This is a genomic window from Synechococcus sp. RSCCF101 (assembly GCF_008807075.1).
GTDB lineage: Bacteria > Cyanobacteriota > Cyanobacteriia > PCC-6307 > Cyanobiaceae > RSCCF101.
In genome coordinates this window covers 2,259,153-2,277,071 of record NZ_CP035632.1, presented here as the reverse complement: position 1 = coordinate 2,277,071, position 17,919 = coordinate 2,259,153, and the positions used below count along the sequence as shown (strand labels likewise).

Below are 17,919 nucleotides of genomic sequence, written 5' to 3'. Positions count from 1 at the left end.
CCTAACACAACCATAACCACTGGCTGCTTGAGCCAACAGGCTTGGCGCCTTACGATCAGATCCAGGCAGTAATCAGAACGCCTCGCAAACCAGATGGCAGCACAACACGTCCCAAGCCAAGAGCAGCTGGAGTCAACAACTTGGCATGCGTTGAGCATTGATGATGCACTTGAGGTGGCAGCCGTGGAAGCTGTCCATGGGCTGTCTGATGGGCAAGCTTGCGAACGCCTTGCACAATTTGGCGCCAATGAACTCGCAGCACGCAAAGGAATACCTCTCATTATTGTCTTCCTCTCTCAGTTTAGGAACCCGCTGCTTTACATCCTGCTCATCGCTGGTGTTGTGAAGGCTGTACTGGGTTCCTGGATTGAAGCTGGTGTGATCATTGGCGTTGCTTGCCTGAACGCGCTGATCGCCTTCGCCCAGGAATCCAAAGCAGAATCAGCCATCAAGGCGTTGGCGTCCTCCGTAACGACGGACACCATGACACGGAGAAGCGGGAAAACTGTTCAGCTGCCGTCTACTGAACTTGTCCCCGGAGATATTGTCCTTCTCGTTTCAGGCGACAAGGTCCCGGCAGATCTTCGCCTGATCAAGAGTAAAAGTCTACAGATCAACGAGTCCGGCCTTACAGGAGAGTCTGTTGCGGTAGAGAAGAATGCCGCTGAAAGGCTCATGCATCAGGACATCGCTCTTGCTGATCGAAGCAACATGGCCTACGCAGGCAGCTTCGTGACGTTTGGCCAGGGCGAGGGAGTTGTGATTGCCACGGGCAACGCGACTGAAACCGGCCGGATATCACAGCTGATGGACGAAAGCAAGGGTGCAGCGACTCCGTTGACAAGAAAGTTTGAAAAGCTCAGCAATACTCTGCTCAGACTCATCCTAGTGCTGGCGGTCATCACCTTTCTGATTGGAATCGCGTGGGGCAATTCTGCTTTCGACATGTTTCAAGCCGCGGTTGCTCTCGCGGTGAGTGCCATCCCGGAAGGTCTACCAGCTGTTGTCACAATTACTCTGGCCATCGGAGTTTCTCGAATGGCAGAGCGTAACGCCATCGTGAGGAACCTTCCAGCTGTCGAGACGCTGGGGAGTACCACGGTGGTCTGCTCCGATAAAACAGGCACGCTCACCGAAAACCAAATGACAGTGCAGGCCTTGTTTGCCGGTGGACGACACTACCAGCTAACGGGTGACGGATATCAGCCTCAGGGCCTCCTGCTGGATTCGGAGGATGTGCCGATCGAAGCTGAGTCAATGGTGCCACCGTTGCGTGACTGCCTTCTGGCCGGAGTCCTGTGCAACGACTCCGAACTATCAAGTAAGGACTCCGTGTGGAGTATCGTCGGAGATCCGACAGAAGGGGCCTTGATTGTTGCGGGAGAGAAGGTAGGGCTGAATAAAGCGTCTCTGTCAGGCCAATTTCCGAGAATTGACAGCATCCCATTCGAATCGGAATACCAGTATATGGCCACACTGAATCGTGCAGAACCAGAGGCAGCACCACAGGTCTGGATGAAAGGATCAGTTGAAGCTCTGATTCAGCGGTGCAGCCATACCATTGATCAAGCAGGACAGCCTCACCCCATTAACAAAGAGGATCTTCTTCTTCAGGCCCAGCGGATGGCGCAGAAGGGTCTGCGCGTTTTGGCATTTGCAACCAGAACTCTTGATGCAGAGCAAGTGGATCATCTCGACCTGAAGGGTGGACTGACGTTTGTCGGGCTCCAGGGGATGATCGATCCACCGAGGAGAGAAGCGATTGATTCGATTCGAGCTCTCTACCAGGCTGGCGTGGGAGTCAAGATGATCACGGGAGATCACAAGGTGACAGCGGAGGCGATTGCTGATCGAATGAATCTTAGTCCACATGCCTCCCTGAGAGCGTTCAGCGGTAGTGAATTAGCGGAACTCAATCAGGAGCAGCTGGCCAATGCAGTATCCACAGGCAGTGTCTTCGCGCGTGTCGTGCCAGAGCAAAAGCTACGGCTGGTGGAAGCGCTTCAGGCCCAAGGTCACATTGCCGCGATGACAGGAGATGGAGTCAACGATGCACCGGCCCTCAAGCAGGCGGATATCGGTATTGCGATGGGCATCACAGGCACGGAGGTCGCCAAGGAAGCCGCCGATATGGTGCTCACGGATGATAATTTTGCTTCAATCGAAGCTGCTGTCGAGGAAGGCCGGAATGTATTTCAGAATCTCATGAAGACTCTGGCCTTCCTCCTACCTGTCAATGGCGGCTTGTCCGCGAGTGTCTTCCTCAGTGTTGTGGCTGGACGAGGCGCCATGCTCCCCATTGAACCTTTGCAAGTGCTGTGGATCAATATGGTGATCTCCATCACGATGACGATACCGATTGCATTTGAACCTAAACCCTACGATCTAATGGACGCACCACCACGCTCACCGAGACAGCCACTGCTCTCCAAACCGCTGCTGAGGCGAATCGCACTGATCTCTGCCACGAATCTGGTCTTTATCTTTGGGGTGTTTGCCTGGATTCGAGAGTCGACAGGAGATCTTGGCCTAGCAAGGACAATGGCCATCCAGACACTTGTCACTGGCTTGGTCATCTATCTCTTCAGCCTCAGTCAGTTTTGGTCGTCTCTGGTGGCCAGACTCCAAGGCAAAGACGTACCACTTGGCCGGCTCTCACGAATTGGCTTTGGCATTGTCGCAACTATCCTGTTGCAAGTTGTGTTCAGTCAGTGGAAGATCATGAACCTCCTTTTCGACACAACCCCCATGCTGGCCAATCAGTGGTTGACATGCCTGGGGCTTGCGTCTCCAATGATCATCCTGGCCCTTTATGCAAACCGGTGGCCAGTGAACTGGGTTGCGAGAGACATCCCGAGGTGACGGCGATTGGGACAAGCAGACATCTGTTGGTCCCCTCGACTGGTCCCCAGGTGCATCGTCTCCTCAAACTTGGCGAGGCGTGAGTCGTTTTGGTGTCTTCCGGCCGATTCAGCCCCCTTCACATCCTGTAGATCCGCCATTGATCCTCAGCACTCGACCCCGATTGCTGAGCGCGGAATGATCTCGATATAGTGAACTGAAACTTCTGTCCGTTTTGCCATCATCCCCGGCACGCCGTTGGCTGCTGCCTGGCCTCATCGGTTTGATGCTGGCTCTGCTGCTGCCCATGCAGTCGCTCATGGCCGTGCCGCTTCCGCAGCTGCCGGCAGCAGTGATGGATGCGGCACCGGAACAGACGATCCCCGTCTTCTCCCTTGGCAATCTGGATGTGTCGCCCGTTTTTCTGGACGGGTCGATGGTCGGGCTTGTGCACAGTCGCAAGAGCCAGGCCAGATCGCTCGGACTGGCTGAGGCCGACACAGCAACCAACTCGCGGGTCCGGTCTTTTCTCATCTCCAGCCGTCTGCGGAAGTACCTCTCCGCCATTGAGCTCTACGTGCAGACCGTGCTCCGCCCCCGGGGTGTTACGGATCTCGCCACGCAGCAGCAGGCGATCGAAGACCAGCTCCGCCTGACCTTCGTGACCGATGCCGGGACGCCCTACATCTCCATCGCCTTCCCGGCAGACAGCAAACCCGAGCCGCTCTACACCTTTCAGGACGCGGACCTCCTCGCCATTCGCTTCGCGCCCAGCGATCGCGATGCGATGGGCCTCCGGGCGCTCAACACCGCCCGTCAGACCCTGGTGGGTGCCTGGCTGGATCGCCAGCGTCCAGCCCTCCTGAAGGGAGTCCTGCGCGCCACAGCGATCCTGGCCGCGCTGATTGTGCTCACGCTGATCACGCGCCGCATCCGCAGTGTTCTCAAGCGTCGCCTCCTCCTGGTGCAGACGCCGAGGTCTGCCGAGAGCAGAGCGGAGCCCTCCAAGCTGGAGTCCCAGTCGCCTGCGTTACCCGGACTCAACCACCAGCTCGAAGCGAGCGCCCTGCAGCTCCAGAAGGCGCTGCTGCTCTGGAGCGTGGTTCTGGCCTGGGTGCTGGGCATCGCCTCTGTGGCCAATCAGTTCTTCTTCTCCCGGCCCCTGAGGAACTGGATCCTGGGCGTGAGCGTGCGCGGGTCGACATCCAGCACGCTCCTGGATGGCTGGCCACCGATCGACTGGGCCCTCAGCTTCGGCCAGCAGGCCACGCTGGGCTTTCCCCTGCTGGTGTTCCTCCTGCTGGCCTCCACCTTTCTGCTGCTGCGCGTGGCTGGCGTCGCGGTGGATTACGGCATCAGGCGCTGGGCGGCGGAACACACGGATCAACGCATCCAATCACGGGCACCCATCATTCGTGTCACGTTGAAGGGCTGGATTCGGGTCGGTGTGATTCTTCTGCTGGCCTCGATCATCGTCAGCCGCCTGCATGGCTGGGGTGCCTTCAGCCAGCCGCTCACCATCCTCTTCGGCTTCCTCAGCCTGGCACTGTCGCTGGCCTCACAGAACCTCATCCGGGATCTGATCAATGGCCTGCTGATCCTCTGGGAGGACCAGTACGTTGTTGGCGATGTGATCTCCATTGACGACTACATCGGCATGGTGGAGGCGATCCATCTGCGCATCACGCAACTGCGCAATCTCGACGGCGAGCTCATCTCGATTCCCAATGGCCAGATCGGAGCCGTGCGGAATCTGTCGAGCAGCTGGTCGCGGGTCAACTTCGCCATCGATCTCAACTACGCCTGCGACATCGACCGCTCGATCGAGGTGATCACCGCTGTTGCGGCCGAGCTCTTCGAAGCCGAGTCCTGGCGCCCGCTCATTCTTGAGCCACCGGTTCTGCTTGGCGTCGACGAGCTCTCCCACAAGGGCTTCACCGTGCGTCTGCTGATCAAGACGCAACCCCTGATGCAATGGGATGTGGCCAGGGAGTATCGCCGCCGGCTCAAACGGGCCCTCGATGAAGCCGGGCTCGACATCGGCACGCCCCGCCTGGAGCTGCGCCAGGAGCAACGGCTGTAACTTGCCCCCACGACGACGCGTGGGGTGTCATGGCTGCACAGCGCTCCCTCCAGCGCAGCCTGCTCGCGCCAGCCGCCACAGCAGCGGCCGGCCTGAGCCTGGCCGCCACCCTCACACTGGGCTGCACCGCTCAGGAATCGTCGCCACCCGCCGCTGACGCACCCACCGCAGAGCAGACGGCACCGCCCACCCCGCCCGCAGGAACCGCGGCCACCCGCGAGGGGGCCTTCGTGAGCGGGGAGCACCCCACCAGCGGCACCGCCCGGCTGCTGCAGGAGAACGGTGATGCCGTGCTCACGTTCGATGAGGCCTTCAGCACCTCATCCTCCGGGCCCGATCTGGTGGTGGTGCTGCATCGCTCGGAGGACGTGATCGGTTCCACCGTTCCGCCGGCCTTCCCGATCAACGACGGCGATGTCGTGGTGGTTGCGCCTCTGAAGCGCACCACCGGCGAGCAGAGCTACACGCTGCCCGCTGATCTGAATCCCGACGACTTCCCGTCCGTGGCCGTCTGGTGCCGCCGCTTCAACGCCACCTTCGGTGCAGCCCGGCTCCAGCCCTGACCCCCTCCAAAGGGCCCATGGAAACGCTCAGTGCTTCCAGAACAGGTTGGTGTCGGTGAAGACCACCCCGTCGCCGTCGAGGTTGTCGACGCACCAGGGCACCACGGTGTCCGGAGTGGGGGCATCGGGGTGCATCCGCTGGATCGCACGGCTCGGCTTCTGCACGATCACCTGACCATCCGCCCCGGCGCGGTGCCGCACCGCGGCGATGAGGGCCCTGCACTGCTCGCGTGAGATCTCGGTTCGATCGACACGCACCACGATGCGACGCCCCGACGGCTGCAGCGGTTCCTCCGTTGCCGTGTGGGGCGGCAGCTCAATCGGGACTCCAGTCGCCAGCAGGGCCGATGCCGCCAGGGCGCACGATTGCAACAGGGCCATGGTTCAGGAATCGCCCGCACCAGCCTGGCCGGGGGATCAGCCAGCGGGCTGCAGGCCCCTCTCGTTGTTGCGAAGACCACGCAGGAGACGGTCATCCGCCAACCTCCGCTGAGTGGAAGTGCTTAGACCGGTTTCAAGCCTGCTGAGCAGGTGGTCATGAGTGAGGCGAGGGCAGGGCGTGCGTCCTGCCCTGCTTCGTTCACTCCCGGCGCGGGGTCCCTCCCGGGCTCAGAGATGAGCGCTCAGGTGAGCCTCGAGCCGTTGGAAATCGGCTTCGATCGCGGGGTTCTTCATCACGTCGAAGCAGGCGAAGGTCGGCAGGGCCGTCATGCCGAAGAATCGGAAGTTCATGTGCTGCGGAACCAGCAGATCATCCACACCGCGGCCCTGAAACAGGACTTGCTCCGGATCATCAAAGGCGTCAGCCGGGGCGTTGAAGGTGAGCGAGAGCATGTAGCGGCTGCCGGTGAGGGTGCCGCCGCTGCCGTACTGACGGCTCGGGTCCGAACGGGTACGGCCATCGCCGCTGCAGAGCTCGCCGCCCATCCCGGCGGAATACACCTCATCCATGTACTGCTTGAACCGCCAGGGCACCCCCATCCAGTTCACCGGCATCTGCAGGATCACAAGCTCACTGCGTTGGTGTTTGTTCAGCTCCTCGGCGGTGTCCCAGCCCTCCGCCACGGTGGTGCGCAGCAGCGCATGCCCCCGCCCTCCAGGTGGGACGCAATGCGCTCCAGCACGCTGGCGTTGAGGCGTCCCGGCGAGATGGGGCTGGGCTCATGGGCGTTGATCAACAACGCGGTCGGCATGGAGGAGGGGCGAGGAACCGCCATGCTTGGCAGGCAGGTGAGCACTGTCAATCAGTTTCCTTTTGGTAACCTGCTTCGACGCCGCCTTCGGGCTGATGGCCGACCGTGCTTCTCCCGCCCCTGAGCCGCCAGCCCCCGCGGCCAGCTGCCAGGAGCCCTGCCCGATCGAACGCGGCATGCGCCTGATCGGCGGCAAGTGGAAGGGGTCGATCCTCTGGCATCTGCAGTCCGGGCCGATGCGCTTCAACAGCCTGGCCAGGCAGCTCGGCGGGGCCAGCAAGAAGATGGTGGCCCAGCGCCTGCGCGACATGGAGCGCGAGGGACTCGTGACCCGGAGGGTGGAAGCAACCCGGCCGGTGGCCGTGAGCTACGCGATCACCCCGCTGGGCTCCTCCGCTCTGGACGTTCTCGATCGATTGAGGCAATGGGCAGAAGAGCAGGGCATCTGATGCCGCGGCTGGTCCGGATGGTCACCGCGCTGCTGGCCTCGCTGGCGCTGGGGCCGGCCGGGGCCAGTGCGGCCGAGGTGCTGGTGTTCCGCCTGGAGCCACGCGAGTTCCGGGTCCGCCTGGCTGAGATCGAGGCCTACGCCTCCGGCCGACCGGTGAGCAACCCGCTGCTGCAGGCCCTCAGCCTGCTGGGAGAGCGGGGGGAGGAGCAGCTGCGCTCGCTGCTCTCCAGCCCGTACCAGCTGGATGCCGCTGAACTCCGCAACGTGCTGGCGGCACCGATGCTGCAGGACCTGCTGGGCTGGCTGGGCTCGAAGCTGCGCCCAGGCAGCGGTGGGAATGGAGCCGCAGCACTGCAGCAGGCGCTGCTGAACGCCGCCGACCAGGGGGAACCACTCACAGTGCCGGACCTGATCGCCGCCTTTCCCAGCCGCGAGATCCACATCGATCTCGACCGCGCTCTGGCGGCCCTGCTCAGGCTCCTGACGCTCGAGCAGCAGACGCGGCAGGTCGTTCAGGCCATGGCGGTGTCCGGTGCGGCGATCAGCGATCAGAACCGGAACCGGGACCCGCGCCGCGAGGGCCCCCACGCGGTGACCGTGCAGGCCCTGAACCTGCGCGACGCGGCTCGTGGCAGAACGCTTCAGGCCGACCTGTACCTACCGGAACACGCGGATGCGGCACCGGCGAGCATCCCGGTGATCGCGATCTCACACGGCCTCGGGTCCACGAAGCAGTACTACGGCTATGTGGCCGAACACATGGCCTCCCATGGCTACGCGGTGGTGGCGGTGCAGCATCCGGGCAGTGATGCCTCTCGCCTGCTGGGACTGGTCAAAGGCACGCACCGCAGCGTGTTCGATGTGTCCGAGTTCATCGACCGGCCGCTGGATGTCAGCCACGTTCTCGACCACCTCACCGATCTGAACGACACAACGCTGAATCAGGCACTGCGGCTGAACGATGTGGGTGTGTTCGGCAATTCCTTCGGGGGCTACACGGCACTGGCGCTCGCCGGGGCCGAGATCGACACCCGAAACCTGCGCAGGGACTGCGATGCCAACCGGGACTCGATCAATGTGTCGCTGCTGCTGCAGTGCCGGGCCCTGCTGCTGGGCGACCCCGATCGTTCGTTGCGCGAGGAACGCGTCGGCGCGGTGCTCACGATCAATCCCGTCAACAGCAGCCTGTTCGGCCCCGGGGGATGAGCACGGTGACGGTGCCGGTGCTGCTGGCCGCCAGCGTCGACGACATCGTGACGCCGGCCCTGCTGGAGCAGGTGCAATCGTTCACCTGGGTCGGCAGCGAGCATCGCTACCTGGCCATGGCCGAAGACGTGACCCATGTGGTGGGAGAGCCTCAGGGCGGCGGGGTGCAGGCCCTCATCTCGAGCCTCGTCAGCCCGGCCCCCACGGCGCTGGTCAACTACGACAAGGCCCTGGCGCTGTCGTTCTTCGGGCGCTTCCTCACCAACGATCCGTCGATGGAGCCGTTTCTGCACGGCACCTATGCACGGCAGATCAGCCAGTCGCCGTTTGATCTCTATCTCGCCGGCTCAGAGATCCTGCCCGAGCTGGAAGCACTGTTGCAGCAACAGAACCCCTGATCCGGAGAGAGCGCGATTGACGGGGCCATCACACGGATCGCCAGGCTCGAGGCCGCTGCTGTAAAAGGGGTCGATTCTCTTGGCCCCAGCAGGGAGACCATGCCCGATTTCACAAGCCTCTCCACCCAGGCGCTCACGACCTTCGGTCTGAACGTGCTGGCCGCCGTAGCGATCCTGCTGATCGGTGCGTGGCTGGCGCGGCTCCTCTCCGGCTTCGCCCGGCATCTGCTGGTGCGCAACCAGGTGGAGCAGACCCTGGTGGGCTTCGCCGCGCGTGTGGTTTATGTGGCGATTCTGCTGTTCGTGGTGATCGCGGCCCTGAGCCGGCTCGGCATCCAGACGGCCTCGATCGTGGCGGTGATCGGTGGCGCCGGCCTGGCCCTGGGCCTGGCGCTGCAGAGCTCCCTGAGCAACGTGGCCTCCGGCGTGATCCTGATCCTGCAGAAGCCGTTCCAGATCGGCGACTTCATTGAAGCCGGCGGCGCGATGGGCACCGTCACCGACATCACCCTGCTGTCGACGACGCTCCAGTCACCGGACAACAAGGTGATCATCGTTCCCAATGGCAGCGTTCAATCGAGCAACATCATCAACTTCAACCTGCTCGACAAGCGGCGCCTTGATCTGGTGATCGGCGTGGAGTACGGAGCCGACATCGAGACGGTGAAGACGGTGCTGCTCGACGAGATCAGCAAGGAAGCGCGCCTGCTGCAGGAGCCTGCCCCCACCGTTGGCCTGGCCGAGATGGCGGACAGCAGCCTCAACTTCGCCGTGCGTCCCTGGGTGAAGACCGAGGACTACTGGGGTGTGTTCTTCGACTTCCAGCAGAGCGTGAAGAACCGGCTCGATGCGGAAGGGATCAGCATTCCCTTCCCACAGCAGGACGTGCACATCGTCTCCAAGGCCTGAGCGGCTCAGCTGGATGGCGGCGGCTTGCGGATGTCAACCTGAAAGCCTGGAATGCGGACATCGCCCGGCAGATGGGAGGCAGGGATGGTGATCTGGTTGCCATCCCGCACGGCGGCGTAGTGGGGCGACAGGATTTCGATGCCGGCCTCATTGCAGCCATCCAGGATGGCCTGGTGCAACTGGGTGGAGAGGCTCGGAACCAGCGCCATGTCATCGGTGAACGCCTTCAGCTCATAGCTCACGTAGAAATCATCGAGGCTGGTGATGCGCACGAACGAAGCGGGTGACTCCAGGATCCGCTCCACTCGGTTGGCGGCGGCACAGAGAACAGCCTCCGCCTGCCGCCAGGGCACGTCGTAGCCAAGGGTGATGGCGGCCTGCAGCACCACGGGCTCCTCCAGCTCGCGCAGGGTGGAGTTGAAATTGGTGATCGGCCCGGACAGCATCGTGGCGTTCGGAATCGTGACCATCTCGTTGTTCAGCGTTCGCAGCCGCGTGGAGAGGATGGTCTTCTCGTAGACCGTGCCCTTGTAACCGCCGAGCTCGATGAAGTCTCCGATGCGGAAGGCGCGGGTGTAGATGATGATCACACCGCCGATGATGTTGGACACCGCGCTGGCGCCCCCGAGCGTGACCAGGGCACCGAAGAGAATCGACACGCCCCGGAAGGCGGGCGCCTGAGAGCCTGGCAGGTAGGGGAACACCAGCGTGAAGGCCAGCGCGATCACCAGCAGAAACAGGATGCGGTGGGTGGGCATCGCCCAGTCCTGATCAAAGCCCTGGAAAGCGATGCGGCCCTCATCGATCGCGCCGAAGAACAGCTGCGAAAACCGGATCACCAGAGTGGCGAACGCCGCCGCCAGGCTGACGATCAGCAGGTTGGGCAGATAGCCGATGATCGCCTGGCCGACTGTCTGCACAGCAGCGGCGACCTGCGAGGTGGCCGCCTCCCGGAGCTGATCAACCTGGGGGAAGTGGCTTGCCAGCGCCACGGCAAAGATGCTCGCCACCACGAGAACAGCCAGGCCGTACGCCACCTGAACCACCCCTCGCAGAAGCGTCCTCTGCTGCTCGCGCGAGAGCAGCTCGAGCCCCTGAATGCGCCACGAGCTGAGCCATCGCAGCTCCGACTCGGAGATGCTGCGCCTGAGGCGCCGGTGCACCGCTCGCAGCACAGCGATCAGCCCCAGGGCAAGGGCCAGCTCCACAGCCGCAAGCCCCGCCCGCTTGGCCGGTGTGCGCTCGCTGAGCTGCTCCCGGTACTGCCGCACCGCACTCTGCACCGCATCGAAACGCTGCTGCGCCAGCGCGTCGAGGTCCGTGCCGGCAGCCGTGGCATCGGCCTCCAGAACCCGGAACAGCACGGCCTGCTCCGATGCAACCAGCCTCAGGCCCTCCTGACGGGTGAGAACCAGTGAATCGAGAGGCTGGGAGGTGCTGCGGGCAAAGCGGCGGATGCGGCGACTCGCCTGCCGGGCCCGCTGATCGGGGGGACACCCCCGGCCTCCGAGGCGATGCGAAAGAGAACGGTGCCGTTGAACCGAACCGCACTCTCCTCAGCGTCGTCGCTTGGTGCTGGGGCAGGCGGCGCCACCTGGGCGACGGCTGGGGCGGAAACGAGCAGGGCACGCGGAGTCGCCATGCCGGGAGCGAACCACGTGGCATGGATCGCCAGAGCGACCACGAGGGCGAGGCACCCCAGCAGGACATGGCGCAGCACCGCTCGCATGGCAGGAGGCAGACAGCAAGCTCAGCTCCCGACAGTAGGGATGGTGACGAGGGTGCGCTGCTTCGGGTCCCACAGCAGAAAGCGGGAACAGCCGAGCATGGTGGAAAGCGTCAGCGTCGGCACGCCGCTGAGCAGGTGGGCATTGCGCTGGTGACAGGCCCTGAGCTGGTAGTTGGGAATCCGGCAGGAGAGGTGATGCACATTGTGATAGCCGATGTCGGCGGTGAACCAGTTGAGGAGAGGTGGCAGCTGCAGAAAGCTGGTGCCATGCAGCACGCCGTCGATGGCCGACCAGTGGGCTGTGGTGCTGGCGTAGCTGGCCTCGAAGATGTGCTGCACAAAGAAGATGTTGATGAACGCCGTCGCCGAGAGGGCGAGCACACAGGCGCCGATCGTCAGCACCGGACCGGGGTCCTGCCAACGGGCGAGTGCCCAGAGGATGCCGGCGATGCACAGATTGTTCAGCACCATGTCGACCCACTCCGCTCGGTTGGCCCAGGCGCGTTGATGCGGAGGCAGAAACGGTCCGAGCAGCAGATCCAGCCTGGGCTTGATGGCCAGGTAGAAGAACCCGCCCGGGAAGGCCATGAGAGGGTGGCGCAGCAGAGCGTAGAACCGCTGCTGCATGGGGCTGAGGGCTCGGTATTCATCAACACTGAGGAAATCAGCCACGCCGCGGTAGCGCTGCCAGTCGCCATTGGTGGTGTGGTGGAAGGCATGATCGCGCGACCAGGCCATCTGGGGCATGGCATTGATCAGGCCGAGCACAAAGCCGAACAGCCTGTTGAGCCGGCGGGAGCGGAACAGCGAATCGTGGCCGCAGTCATGCATCAGAGAGAAGCAGCGCAGCGAGAACAGGCTGAGCAGAACCACGAGGGGTGGCACAACAAACCAGATGGCGAGCGCGGCGGCACGGAGGGTGAGCCACCAGAGCAGGGCATAGGGAACCAGCGTCGTGATGATCTGGAACCAGGCGCGGCGATCGGAGCGCACCATGAACGGCCTGAGATCGAAATCCGATCTCCGGAGCGCTGGAGGTCTGCTGCTCACGACAGCTGACCGGTGAATTCGCACTGGCGGCGCCTCAGCTGCTCGTACGCCTGCCGCGGGGTGGTGGCCATCCGGCGCAACTGCAGCAGCACCGGCCTGGAATCGATCGAGAGGAACAGGATCACCTCGGCGCCTGGCGCGTAGGTGCGGAGCAGGGCAGCCACGCGGTCGCGGGCGGCACGGTCCGGAACACCGGCCAGCAGGCGGCCGGCCTCACAGGCAGGCGTGAAGGCGCAGTCAACAGCGACAGGGTCGATTCCGGGAAGACCGCACGGACCGCGCCGATTGCTGACCCGGCCCAGCACCAGGCCACGCCCGGAGCGGCGATAGCCAGCCCAGGCACAGGCCGCAATCTGGAGCAGATGGTGGCTCTGCAGGAGACTCTCAGAGCGTTCGAGCTCACACCACGAAGCGATCCGATCCGGGATTCGATGCACTCTGACTGACATGAAGAGATGGGTAAGCTGAACAAGCGCCCAGCGACAGTGACACTAAGCGACGTGATTCACGACGTAAAATGATCAGCGCTCATCCATCCATGAATCACGCTCACGTGGACGTTCTTCAGAGGCTGCACCTGCAGATCATCGAGGAAGTGGAGCGACAGGGATCACTCACTGCTGCAGCCGAAACACTCTGCCTCACCCAATCGGCACTGAGCCACTCGATCAAGAAACTGGAGAAGCAGCTGGGAACGGATGTGTGGGTCCGCGATGGACGTCGGCTGCATCTCACCGAGGCCGGCCGTCAGCTGCGCGCGTTGGCCGAGCGGGTGCTGCCGCAGCTGCGTCTCACGGAACAGCAACTGCAGAAGGTGGCCTCGGGCGTGCGGGGCACGCTGCGGGTTGGGATGGAGTGCCATCCCTGTTACCAGTGGCTGCTTCGCATCGTTGCGCCCTACCTGGAGAGCCATCCGGATGTCGACATGGATGTGGTGCAGAAATTCCAGTTCGGCGGCATCGGCGCGTTGTTCCGCTACGAGATTGATCTGCTGGTCACACCGGATCCGCTGTTCAAGCCCGGGCTTCATTTTGAAGCGGTGTTCGACTATGAGCAGGTTCTGGTTGTGGGCGCCAGCCACCCCCTGGCTGGCCGGGAGTGGATCGCCCCGGCCGATCTGATCGCAGAGACGCTGATCGCCTATCCAGTGAGCCTGGACCGACTGGACATCTACAACCGCTTCCTGCTGCCGGCGGGCGTCACACCCGCCCGGCACAAGGCGATCGAAACCACGGACATGATGCTCCAGATGGTGGCGAGCGGTCGCGGCGTCACCGCACTGCCGCGTTGGCTGGCCGAGGACTATGCCCGCCGGCTGAGACTGTCGGTGGTGGGCCTTGGCGAAGCGGGCATCGCCAAACAGATTCATCTTGGCATTCGCGAGGCGGATCGTGAAATCGCTTACATTCAGAACTTCATCACTCTGGCCCAGCAGATCGGCAGACCGGATCAGGTGGAGCCTGCAGAGAAGAACGGAGAGACAACGAGATCTGCTTGATCATGTGAGACGGCTAAGCAGAGAGATGAGCAACACAATCGCTTGTGGTCATGAAGAACAAAGCGAGCACTCCCTTGCCTGAGCAGGAGGCCATCTGTACGATGCGGCGGACAGAGAGGAGAATATGTCGGTCAGAAACTGGTATCGTCAACAACGCCGGCTGTTACTGATTGCACTGGCTGCAGTCAGTGTGGCGGCTTGTTGCGCTCAGCAGCCCGTCCACAGTCAGCGGCAATCCGCTGTTTCCCGGGGCTGCACCCTCGGGAGACAGGGTGGTGGAGCTGCAGAACGAGGCAGGCCTGGAAACGGGCTGGGTCATTTCGCCCGTCTCGGGCTCGCGGCTGTTTCGGATTGCCCAGGATGTGGTTCCATCGCGCGCCAGCTCGAACGAGGCACCGCCCCGCAGGGCCCTCGAGGAGAGGGCCAACAGGATTGAGTCGCGCATCGGCCTGATGGCCCTGCGACGCAACACCGATCTCAGCTCACTGTATGTCGGGGAGGCCATTCTCAACGGGGAAACCGTTGTGGTGGCAACGGATCAGCAGCGATCCAGGCCACTGGTCATCGCAACGGTGACCGACGACGACAGCGCGGTTCTCGGCCTCAGCAAGACGGAGCTGGCTGATGAATGGAGCGCCATCATCGATGCCGACATCCGCCGTGGCCGGAGCGTCTTCAGCCAGGAGAACCGGGTCAGAAGGGCGGGCCAGATTCTTGATGGGATGGCGCTGATCCTGGGAAGTGGCTCCATCTATGTGGCCGCCAATCGCAGGCTTCGAGCGCGTGAAGACCGCATCCTGAAGGAGCAGGACGCATTGACAGCAACGGGCGCCGCTCAGGAGGCTGACGGCGCACAAGCTGGCAGGCCTGCATCCACCAGACCCATGCTCCTCAAGGCGCTGAGCGCTGGCAAGACACCCTTCAAGCAGGCGCTGCAACCCGGGTCTCAGAGTGCATGGATCACTGACCGCCGCGTGGTCAGGCTGCGACTCGGGCAGTGGCTGCTGCTGTGCCTGACGCTGGCCAGCGCCTATCTGGGCGTGCTTCTGCTGATGGTGAGCTTTCCGGCTCTGGCGGAGTTCCGGCGCGTCGTGATGGGGATCCCGCTGAAGCTGCTGCTGCTCTGGTTTGGCGGCAGCCTGTCGATCCGCGTGCTGTGGTTTGTGGTCGATCGGCTCTACGACGACCTGGCGCGCATGAGTGTCATCCAGAGCAGTGTCAGCAACCGGGACCGGTCCGAACGGCAGGTGCTGCGCCGCCACACGATCACACAGGCGCTGAAGGGATTCATCGCGTTGCTGGTTGTCTCGATCTGTCTTCTGATCGGTCTGGGGTATCTCGGGGTTCCCACGGCCTCGGTGGTCGCGATTGGAGGCCTGGCCGGCCTGGCGCTGTCCTTCGGCTCGCAGAGCCTGGTGCGAGACATCGTGAACGGCTTCACCATCCTCGCGGAAGATCAGTATGCCGTGGGTGACGTGATCGAAATCGATGACAAGTTTGGCGTGGTTGAGAACTTCGGCCTCAGGGTCACCCAGCTGCGCAGTCTGGCAGGGGAATACATCTCCATCCCCAACAGCAGCATCGGAGCGGTCAAGAATCTGACCCGTCTCTGGTCAAGAGTTCATCTTGAGCTTGAGATCGACTTTGCCTCGGACCCGGATCAGGCCATCCTGCTGGCCCGAGAGACGGCTGATGCCCTGGCCCGGGATCCCGCATGGCGGCCCCGCATCATCGCGGAGCCGGAGATTCTTGGCGTGGAACGGATCGGGGTCAACGGCTACACGCTGATGATGTGGATCAAGATGAAGCCTGGAGCGCACTGGGAAGTGGCGCGCGAGTTTCGCCTGCGTCTGTTGCGCTGTTATCGCCACCATGGCATTGCCTTCGCGGCCCACCGGGAACAGCAGGTCGATGCCTCCGGCCACCAGATCAGGGAGTTGCTGGAACGGGGGCGCATCACGCAACAGGCGTCCTGATTCAGGGGATCTGATTCAGGCGTCGCCGCCACGGCCGCGCAGTGCATCGGGCAGCTGTTCAAGGGACGCGGCCAACCTCAGCAGGGTCTCGGAGCTGGCCAGGTGCAGGTCACGCTGGGGGAAGGGAACCGTGATCCCATTGGCACGGAAGAGGCGATCGATGTTGTAGTTGAGCGAGCTGATGATCTCGTATTGCTGCATGGGTCGCTCCGTCCACACGAGAAGCGTGAACTCCAGGGCACTATCCCCGAACCGGCTGAAGAACACCTGGGGACATGGCTGGTTCAGAACCCTGCTTTCCTGCTCGCAGGCCCGAATCAGAGTGTCGCGAACCAGGGCTGTGTCTGAGCCGTAGGCCACGCCCACAGGGATCTGGAGCCGCGATGTGGGGCTGCCGTGGCTCCAGTTCACCACACGGGTGTCAAGAAACTCCGAATTGGGAACGATGATGCTGATGCCATCCAGCGTCACGATCTCCGTGCTGCGCAGGCGAAGCCGCCTCACCGTGCCCTGCAGATCATCCACTTCCACGAAATCTCCCACCTGGATCGGTCGCTCGAAGATGATCACGATGCCGCTGAGGAAGTTGCGGCTGATCCCCTGCAGGCCCAGGCCGAAGCCAACACCCAGCACGCTGGCGAACAACGTGAGCGAGGTGAGATCCAGACCCCAGAGCTGCAGCAGAATGATGGCAGCAAGGGTCAGGATTCCGTAACGGATGAGGAAAGCAACCGCTTCCTGAGAACCCACACTCATGCCCGTGAGACCGAGCACGTTGCGGCGGATCCAGCGCTGCAGCAGGTTCGCGGAATGCACCACGAGGGCGAACAGGCCGGCCAGGATCAGAACATCGAGCAGTGAGTAGGAGTTCTGGCCGAACGGCAGCAGCGGATCGGCGAGGAAGCCTCCGGCTTCACTCGTGAAGGTGCGTTTCAGTGATCGCGTCTGCGGGAAGAGATCAGCGATCCAGGCCAGGGACACAGTCCAGGCCGCCAACTGCAGGAGCCGCAGAAGCACCAGACTCGCCAGACGCCTCAATGGGTGGCGAAGTGCGCCGCTGGCCGCATTGGTGGAATCGGATCGATGCACCGCTCGGTAGATCCGTCCCAGAGCGATCTGCGCCAGCAGGGCAGCAAGCAGTGCAGCCGCAGCGAGAGGAAGCCTGCTCAGGATGTACGGCCGTGTTCGCTCCAGGCGATAGCGAGCGAAGGCCTGAGCGATGGTGCCGCTCCAGAGCTTGGCCTGCTCCATGGCCTCGAGGCCGGCAGGAACATCCCGCTCCGTCACCGTGACCAGGGTGGAACCGTTCGTCTGCAGCACGGGCAGACCATTGATGGTGCGGATGGAGATCGGGGGCTGATCCGGGGCCTGCGCCGCCTGCAGCAGCCGGGAGCGCACAGACTCCGCCCGGCGTTCGGCGATCTCTGGAGTGCTTCCCCAGACCTGGAACAACCGGCGCCCGTCGAGCACGACATCGTCGGCATGGGAGGTGACCACTGCTGAAGCAGCCGGAGAACCGGAATCCCTCCAGACGCTGCTCCAGCCGGCGGCCGGAGGTCCAATCAGCAACGTGACAGACAGTGCGACCAGCAGCCAGTGTCTGAAACCGCGCCAGGAGCGAAGCAATCCAGTGCAGGAGGCAGACGCTGGGACATCGCGCGACAGAACAACCAGGCGTCGTGGTGACGACGGACGATCTCATTTCACCTTAGGCCAGGGTCAAGGAATGGGTTGTCTGCAGGAATCTGGAAGAAAGCAGACGCATCGGAGACCTTGGGGGATGCATCAGTCACTCACCCAGTTGTGTCAGAGGCTTCGATGCCCACGGCGAATGCCCAGATCATTCGACGAGTGCCAGAAATAGCCATGATGTCGAATCTCAATGTCAGCAACCTCACGAGCAAGGAAGGATGGTGGTCACTTTTGGAGCCTCGAGAAAGGCCCCAGAGCTATCACGAGAGGAGGCAGGGAAGCAATGCTCCACAGAAGCAAACAATCAGCTTGGCGGTGGTTGTTGCTGCA

At 62.8% G+C, this 17,919-nt stretch carries 15 protein-coding genes; 9 read left to right on the top strand and 6 right to left on the bottom strand.

Going from position 1 to position 17,919, the window contains the following annotated elements:
* Nucleotides 1-93: 93 nt before the first annotated feature.
* The 3 genes from EVJ50_RS11085 to EVJ50_RS11075 all read left to right on the top strand — a co-directional run bounded on the left by EVJ50_RS11085 (nt 94) and on the right by EVJ50_RS11075 (nt 5,487).
* Entirely contained in the window at nt 94-2,862 is a 2,769-nt protein-coding gene (locus EVJ50_RS11085) for an HAD-IC family P-type ATPase (RefSeq protein WP_150884015.1), read from the top strand.
* A 265-nt stretch (nt 2,863-3,127) separates the two neighbouring features.
* Entirely contained in the window at nt 3,128-4,924 is a 1,797-nt protein-coding gene (locus EVJ50_RS11080) for a mechanosensitive ion channel family protein (RefSeq protein WP_150884014.1), read from the top strand.
* Nucleotides 4,925-4,953: 29 nt separating this feature from the next.
* Complete coding sequence (locus EVJ50_RS11075; protein ID WP_150884013.1) at nt 4,954-5,487, top strand: DM13 domain-containing protein; 534 nt, start codon at nt 4,954-4,956, stop codon at nt 5,485-5,487.
* 27 nt (nt 5,488-5,514) lie between these two features.
* Here the strand turns inward: EVJ50_RS11075 and EVJ50_RS11070 are convergent, their stop codons facing one another.
* Nucleotides 5,515-5,868, bottom strand: a complete 354-nt coding sequence (locus tag EVJ50_RS11070) for a hypothetical protein (RefSeq protein WP_150884012.1) — start codon at nt 5,866-5,868, stop codon at nt 5,515-5,517.
* 228 nt (nt 5,869-6,096) lie between these two features.
* On the bottom strand, nt 6,097-6,552 hold the full coding sequence (locus tag EVJ50_RS11065; RefSeq protein WP_225322909.1) for an NAD(P)H-dependent oxidoreductase: 456 nt from the start codon (nt 6,550-6,552) through the stop codon (nt 6,097-6,099).
* Between the two features lie 223 nt (nt 6,553-6,775).
* Here EVJ50_RS11065 and EVJ50_RS11060 point away from each other — a divergent pair, with 223 nt between their 5' ends.
* The 4 genes from EVJ50_RS11060 to EVJ50_RS11045 all read left to right on the top strand — a co-directional run bounded on the left by EVJ50_RS11060 (nt 6,776) and on the right by EVJ50_RS11045 (nt 9,644).
* Complete coding sequence (locus tag EVJ50_RS11060) at nt 6,776-7,129, top strand: helix-turn-helix domain-containing protein (RefSeq protein WP_150884011.1); 354 nt, start codon at nt 6,776-6,778, stop codon at nt 7,127-7,129.
* A complete protein-coding gene (locus tag EVJ50_RS11055; protein ID WP_191964752.1) occupies nt 7,129-8,337 on the top strand; it encodes an alpha/beta hydrolase in 1,209 nt (402 codons plus the stop codon). The genes EVJ50_RS11060 and EVJ50_RS11055 overlap by 1 nt, the downstream gene beginning before the upstream one ends.
* Nucleotides 8,334-8,735, top strand: a complete 402-nt coding sequence (locus tag EVJ50_RS11050; protein WP_150884009.1) for a hypothetical protein — start codon at nt 8,334-8,336, stop codon at nt 8,733-8,735. The genes EVJ50_RS11055 and EVJ50_RS11050 overlap by 4 nt, the downstream gene beginning before the upstream one ends.
* Nucleotides 8,736-8,834: 99 nt before the next feature.
* Nucleotides 8,835-9,644, top strand: coding sequence for a mechanosensitive ion channel family protein (locus tag EVJ50_RS11045; protein ID WP_150884008.1), 810 nt, complete (start codon nt 8,835-8,837; stop codon nt 9,642-9,644).
* A 5-nt stretch (nt 9,645-9,649) separates the two neighbouring features.
* Here the strand turns inward: EVJ50_RS11045 and EVJ50_RS11040 are convergent, their stop codons facing one another.
* The 3 genes from EVJ50_RS11040 to EVJ50_RS14690 all read right to left on the bottom strand — a co-directional run bounded on the left by EVJ50_RS11040 (nt 9,650) and on the right by EVJ50_RS14690 (nt 12,587).
* Complete coding sequence (locus tag EVJ50_RS11040) at nt 9,650-11,008, bottom strand: mechanosensitive ion channel family protein (RefSeq protein ID WP_150884007.1); 1,359 nt, start codon at nt 11,006-11,008, stop codon at nt 9,650-9,652.
* Between the two features lie 386 nt (nt 11,009-11,394).
* A complete protein-coding gene (locus EVJ50_RS11035) occupies nt 11,395-12,369 on the bottom strand; it encodes a fatty acid desaturase (RefSeq protein ID WP_150884006.1) in 975 nt (324 codons plus the stop codon).
* A 50-nt stretch (nt 12,370-12,419) separates the two neighbouring features.
* On the bottom strand, nt 12,420-12,587 hold the full coding sequence (locus tag EVJ50_RS14690) for a hypothetical protein (RefSeq protein WP_191964751.1): 168 nt from the start codon (nt 12,585-12,587) through the stop codon (nt 12,420-12,422).
* Between the two features lie 374 nt (nt 12,588-12,961).
* Between EVJ50_RS14690 and EVJ50_RS11025 the strand changes: the two genes are divergently transcribed.
* Together EVJ50_RS11025 and EVJ50_RS11020 are read left to right on the top strand one after the other, a co-directional pair.
* Nucleotides 12,962-13,921, top strand: a complete 960-nt coding sequence (locus tag EVJ50_RS11025; protein WP_150884004.1) for a LysR family transcriptional regulator — start codon at nt 12,962-12,964, stop codon at nt 13,919-13,921.
* A 275-nt stretch (nt 13,922-14,196) separates the two neighbouring features.
* On the top strand, nt 14,197-15,897 hold the full coding sequence (locus EVJ50_RS11020) for a mechanosensitive ion channel family protein (RefSeq protein ID WP_150884003.1): 1,701 nt from the start codon (nt 14,197-14,199) through the stop codon (nt 15,895-15,897).
* A 15-nt stretch (nt 15,898-15,912) separates the two neighbouring features.
* On the opposite strand, the gene EVJ50_RS11015 is transcribed toward EVJ50_RS11020, so the two are convergent.
* Complete coding sequence (locus tag EVJ50_RS11015; protein WP_150884002.1) at nt 15,913-17,394, bottom strand: mechanosensitive ion channel family protein; 1,482 nt, start codon at nt 17,392-17,394, stop codon at nt 15,913-15,915.
* Between the last annotated feature and the right edge of the window lie 525 nt (nt 17,395-17,919).

Excerpts from the sequence above, each read along its gene's own strand:
- EVJ50_RS11050 (WP_150884009.1), top strand. The coding sequence starts at position 8,334 with ATGAGCACGGTGACGGTGCCGGTGCTGCTGGCCGCCAGCGTCGACGAC.
- EVJ50_RS11025 (WP_150884004.1), top strand. The coding sequence starts at position 12,962 with ATGAATCACGCTCACGTGGACGTTCTTCAGAGGCTGCACCTGCAGATC.
- EVJ50_RS11060 (WP_150884011.1), top strand. The coding sequence starts at position 6,776 with ATGGCCGACCGTGCTTCTCCCGCCCCTGAGCCGCCAGCCCCCGCGGCC.
- EVJ50_RS11070 (WP_150884012.1), bottom strand. The coding sequence starts at position 5,868 with ATGGCCCTGTTGCAATCGTGCGCCCTGGCGGCATCGGCCCTGCTGGCG.
- EVJ50_RS11085 (WP_150884015.1), top strand. The coding sequence starts at position 94 with ATGGCAGCACAACACGTCCCAAGCCAAGAGCAGCTGGAGTCAACAACT.
- EVJ50_RS11055 (WP_191964752.1), top strand. The coding sequence starts at position 7,129 with ATGCCGCGGCTGGTCCGGATGGTCACCGCGCTGCTGGCCTCGCTGGCG.
- EVJ50_RS11045 (WP_150884008.1), top strand. The coding sequence starts at position 8,835 with ATGCCCGATTTCACAAGCCTCTCCACCCAGGCGCTCACGACCTTCGGT.
- EVJ50_RS11075 (WP_150884013.1), top strand. The coding sequence starts at position 4,954 with ATGGCTGCACAGCGCTCCCTCCAGCGCAGCCTGCTCGCGCCAGCCGCC.
- EVJ50_RS11080 (WP_150884014.1), top strand. The coding sequence starts at position 3,128 with ATGCTGGCTCTGCTGCTGCCCATGCAGTCGCTCATGGCCGTGCCGCTT.
- EVJ50_RS11035 (WP_150884006.1), bottom strand. The coding sequence starts at position 12,369 with ATGGTGCGCTCCGATCGCCGCGCCTGGTTCCAGATCATCACGACGCTG.